This window comes from Vescimonas sp. (genome assembly GCF_057856985.1).
Genome location: NZ_DBLZXX010000035.1, coordinates 1 through 4,248 on the forward strand (window position 1 = coordinate 1; position 4,248 = coordinate 4,248).

Sequence of the window (4,248 nt, forward strand, 5' to 3'; positions counted from 1 at the left end):
TGCCTGATCCATGTGATCCCTCCTGTTCCGATTTTAAGAATCACAAGCTCCAGGGCCCAAGCGCAGGCCCTGGAGCTTGTGACCGTCATTCCCACTCGATTGACGGGGGCTGTTTTGCCTTATTTTTCGCGGTATTTCGGTCTATCTACCTGTCCTGCGTTGCGGTGTTTCTCCATAGTCTCCACCGCTTTCAGGTGGCGTAATGCCAAAATAATTCCACGCGCAGATTATACCACGGTCAGGTAGGACAGCGCAACCCAGGACGTGATTTCCTTGAGAAGCGCCTCCTGGACGCCCTTGTGGGTGGCGATCTGCTTCACGGTGTACCGGCGGTTCTTGCCGCTCACGTAGTCCGGGACCTTGGCCCCTCTGGAGGTGGCGAGGCCGCCGTAGACGGCTCCAGCCTGGATGGTGACGGTGCTGCCCACCGTCACGGCTTTGGACGCCGTAGAGCTGCTGGTGCCGGTCTTGGTGGCGTAGTCCAGAGAAATCCACCCGGCTCCGCTCTTGAGCTTGCCCCACTTGGAAGCGCCGGTGCCGCCGGCCTCCGCAACGATGGTGTAGATGCCGGGCTTGATAGCGCCCTTGCTGCCGTAGTTGGTGCCGGGGCCGGAACGGATATTGAGGTCCGTCGCTGTCACTTTCACCGTGTAGTTTACGGCGGTCTGGGCGCCGCCAGAAGCGCCGGGGGCCGGGGCGGTGGAGCCGGAGCCGCCGCTCAGCCGCTTAGTGACCTCGGCGGCAATCTCGCCATGCAGGTTGTAGAGGTAATCGCCAGGGCAAGCCTTGTTCGCAAACCAGCGATGAACCGTCATCACCATTTCCCCGGCCTTGGGGGTATAGGCAAGGGTCTTCGCCTTGTCCCCGAACCAGAGCAGCTTCTTGGCCCCGTTCCGGCGGCAAATGTCCGTCACCAGGTCCAGCAGAGCGGCATAGGCCGCCGACGTGACCTTGTAGGGGTCCTTGGTCTCGCTGGCCGTCTCAATGGTGACGGCGCGGTGGTCGTTGGCCCCGCTGGAGGTACACCAGCTCCGGTCCTTTTCCTCCACGCACAGTCCGATGGAGCCGTCATGCCCCACGACGTAGTTGCAGGAAGCTCCGTTGTTCGGGTCGTACTTGGTAAAGGTTCCGGCGTTGCAACCGCTCTTCGCCGTCACTTGGCCGACGAAACAATGGATGCTGATGGTGTCGATTTTATGATTGCGGGGGCTTGTCCGGTTGGGGCTGATTTTCGTATAGGTTACAAGGGAGCTGTTACTCATGGTCGGTTTCCTCCTTGTCCTCCGTGACTTCGGTAGTGGTCTCAATGGCGATGCCCTCCAGGGGGATGATGCCCTGGGTCAGCTCATAGACGGCGGCCTCGATGAGCGCGTCAAGCTCATTCTCATTCACAGTGACACCGCGCTCTTTCAGCCAGGCAATAACGTACTGCTTCTTCTCTTCTCCGCGCCCGCTGCCCTTGAAAATCTGCTCAGCAGCGGAGACGGCGATTTTGACCCAGGCGTTGATTTCCGCCTGCTGGGATGCCGTGGTCTTGGACTTGATGAACGGGATGAGCACACAGGTAACGATGACGCCGATCAGGGCGGCCACAGCTTCGATGATAGGGGTGATGTCGTACATGGTAAATCCTCCTTGTTTTTATCCGAGGGTGGGTCCGCTGGTGTCGGACCCGCCCTCCGTGTTGTTAGTCTGGAATGGGTTTCCGTCAGCGTCCAGCCCGTGGCGGTTTCGGCTGACTTTTTCGGTGGTGGATGCCGCCGCATAGCTCACCAGATAGCCGATGCAGGCGGTAAAGATGGTGGTGGTAACATCGCTCGCGGTCTGCTTGTCCAGGTAGGCGAGGACGTAGGAAGCTACGGCGGTGGCCGTGGCAATAAGGACGGCCCACGCAGCGAGCTTCTTTTTGAACTCCCACGGGCGGCGCGTCTTGGCGCGTTTCCCCTCATACTTACCAGCCATAGCGTCCCCCTCAGTCCATCAGGGAGGAAACGCCTTGCCGGGTGAGGAAGTCCTTTTGCTTGTGTTTGATGTCGGCGGCGTAGTCCAGGGCGTCGTGCATATCCCCGTTGCAGTGGGCGTCAGGGATGCGCTGGACGGCCCTTGCAGTCGCTTCCCCCAGGGCAATAGCGGCATTGGTCCCCTGGACAATCAGGACGAAGAGGTCCTTTTGGCCCTGTTCCTGGGCCGCCTGTTCCTTTTCCCGCTTGTCGATGCGGCGCTCCAGCCGCCAGATGATAAGGCCCATGATCGCGCTCGGAATACCCATAGCCGCGACAAAGGCAAGCGCCATCTGGCCCAGGCTGACGTTTACTTCCATTGGTCTCACCCCTTTACTCCGTCACGACCTTGTAGTAGTCGTCCAGGAGCGCCGGGGGCGCCCAACCATCCTGCTTGGTGAAGACGCGCAGGACCTCATACTCCGTGCCGTCGTGGGTGAAATGGTCGCCTACCTGGAACGTGTGATTGGCCTCCAGTTCATCCCAATCCGGGACATCCCCCGGCTCCGGCCCCGGTTCGGGTTCCGGCTCTACCTCTTCGTAGAGCTTGTACTCAGAGGGGACCAGGTGGGGGTAGTGCGGCTCATAGAGCGTGACGCCCGCCTCCTTGATGGGGGTGTAGAGCTGCTGGTCCACGGGGTCCCGGCGTACCGCACCATAGGGGACGTGCTCGCCCCAAATGAACTCCAGGTACTCTCCAGGTTCCTCCGGCTCGCTGCGGAGCGGACGGAACAACGTCCGTCCGCCCTCGCTACCAGGCGCCCAATTCGCCTGCGCCTGGTGCTGCGTGGTGCAGATGTAAAGTTCGCCGTCCGGCCCCACGATAGGTTCATCCTTGAAAATGGTCCCCATGGTGGCGCTCCAGATACGGGCCCCATCTGCCGCCGCGATGGATTTTAGATCGGCGTCGGTGTAGTCTCCGCTCTCGACCTGTCCGGCGCGGATGAGGTTCGCCCGCGCCCGGTTCACATGAAGTTCCGGGAGGCCGGGGCCGCCCATCTCCACCAGAGCGTCATGGGTGGCAAGGATGGCCGCCCACAGCTCATAGGTGTCCACGCTCTTTTCCTGCTTCTGGTAGGCGCGGGCTTCGTCAAGACTTCTCATAGTCATTCCCCCTTAGATGTAGCTTGCGGACAGAGAGTAGCAGGCGATGCTTTCATACCCTCCGGCCTTGGTGATCTGGACGCGGACGCCCACAGCAAAGCTATCCGCAGTCTTCGCGGAATTGCTGAAAATGTGCTTGAGGCCGAGCTGGGCAGTCTCCCAGGTCGGCTCTTCGTCGTTGTAGTTGTTGCAGACCTGGATTGTCACGCCGTCCTCATGGGCGTTGTACCGCATGGAGACAAGGACTTTCTGCGCGGCGGCGCTGGTGTCATCCACTTTCCAGTCAAAGTCGATGATGGAGACGGACCGGGTAAAGGTGATGGTACGGGTGACGCTGTTCCCGGCGCTGTCCGAGACCTTGATAGTCATGGTGTGCGGTCCGGTGAGGGCGGCGAACTGTGCCGCCGTGAGCGCAAAGGTGTACTGATGGTTCCGCTCTGCCGGGGTGATAGTTTTAAGGGCCACACCGTCCAGGCTCTCTACGATGGTGAGCGTGTCTCCGGCGTCCCCGTCGTTGACCGTGTACTGGAACGAGGGCGGCGTAGTCACCACGCCGAGCTGCTGATCGCTGCCGCTCACCGTCGGGTCTACGTTGTGGGTGACGGTCCGGGTAGGGCTGGTGGTGTATGCGCTATAAGCGTTCTTGCTGTCCTTGGCGCGGACCCGGTATGCTACCGTGTTCATCGCCGTGGTGATCGTGTCGCTGAACTGCGTCGCGGCTCCGTCATAGATTTTGGACCACCCACCGTTGTTGTACTTCCGCTCCAGCTCATAGCTCACGGCGTCGGTGTCCGGGTCCACCGACGCCGCCCAAGAGACGGTGAGACCTTTACCGCTCCGCACGTCCTCTGGCACGGTGATGGACGGGGGCGTGGTGGGGGCATTATTCCAGATGATGGTGTAGTACCCCTCGCTGTCCGGTGCATCAGATACCAAGATGTCAGATGACAGATTCAAAGCCGGGCGCACACCCCCGTCGCCGCGGTACGCGCCGTTGTCGCTGAGGCTCCCGTCCGAGCACACGTAGCGCACGCCGTCCGCGTTCGACGAATACGGGGAGCGGAGCCACCACCACCAATTCTGCGACGCGCTCAAGTCACCGGCGGTGTACTCGCTGTTGCTCACGGCCTGGGCGGTAGGCTTG

The 4,248-nt window shown here is 61.1% G+C and carries 6 protein-coding genes; all 6 read right to left on the reverse strand.

From position 1 onward, the window contains the following. Positions 1–227: 227 nt before the first annotated feature. A complete protein-coding gene (locus ACZM22_RS10985) occupies positions 228–1,262 on the reverse strand; it encodes an N-acetylmuramoyl-L-alanine amidase (protein ID WP_489544099.1) in 1,035 nt (344 codons plus the stop codon). Beyond that, positions 1,255–1,623, reverse strand: coding sequence for a phage holin, LLH family (locus tag ACZM22_RS10990; protein ID WP_227126808.1), 369 nt, complete (start codon positions 1,621–1,623; stop codon positions 1,255–1,257). Before ACZM22_RS10990 ends, ACZM22_RS10985 begins: the two co-directional genes overlap by 8 nt. Positions 1,624–1,641: 18 nt before the next feature. Further along, positions 1,642–1,962, reverse strand: coding sequence for a hypothetical protein (locus tag ACZM22_RS10995; protein ID WP_172697614.1), 321 nt, complete (start codon positions 1,960–1,962; stop codon positions 1,642–1,644). Between the two features lie 10 nt (positions 1,963–1,972). Then, positions 1,973–2,320 (reverse strand): serine/threonine protein kinase, encoded by a 348-nt coding sequence (locus tag ACZM22_RS11000; RefSeq protein ID WP_489544100.1) that lies wholly within the window; start codon positions 2,318–2,320, stop codon positions 1,973–1,975. Positions 2,321–2,333: 13 nt separating this feature from the next. Beyond that, positions 2,334–3,104, reverse strand: coding sequence for a hypothetical protein (locus tag ACZM22_RS11005; protein ID WP_337548823.1), 771 nt, complete (start codon positions 3,102–3,104; stop codon positions 2,334–2,336). Between the two features lie 12 nt (positions 3,105–3,116). Beyond that, the coding region (locus ACZM22_RS11010; RefSeq protein WP_489544101.1) for a DUF6273 domain-containing protein at positions 3,117–4,248 on the reverse strand (1,132 nt) is incomplete at its 5' end.

Excerpts from the sequence above, each read along its gene's own strand:
- ACZM22_RS10985 (WP_489544099.1), bottom strand. The coding sequence starts at position 1,262 with ATGAGTAACAGCTCCCTTGTAACCTATACGAAAATCAGCCCCAACCGG.
- ACZM22_RS10990 (WP_227126808.1), bottom strand. The coding sequence starts at position 1,623 with ATGTACGACATCACCCCTATCATCGAAGCTGTGGCCGCCCTGATCGGC.
- ACZM22_RS10995 (WP_172697614.1), bottom strand. The coding sequence starts at position 1,962 with ATGGCTGGTAAGTATGAGGGGAAACGCGCCAAGACGCGCCGCCCGTGG.
- ACZM22_RS11000 (WP_489544100.1), bottom strand. The coding sequence starts at position 2,320 with ATGGAAGTAAACGTCAGCCTGGGCCAGATGGCGCTTGCCTTTGTCGCG.
- ACZM22_RS11005 (WP_337548823.1), bottom strand. The coding sequence starts at position 3,104 with ATGAGAAGTCTTGACGAAGCCCGCGCCTACCAGAAGCAGGAAAAGAGC.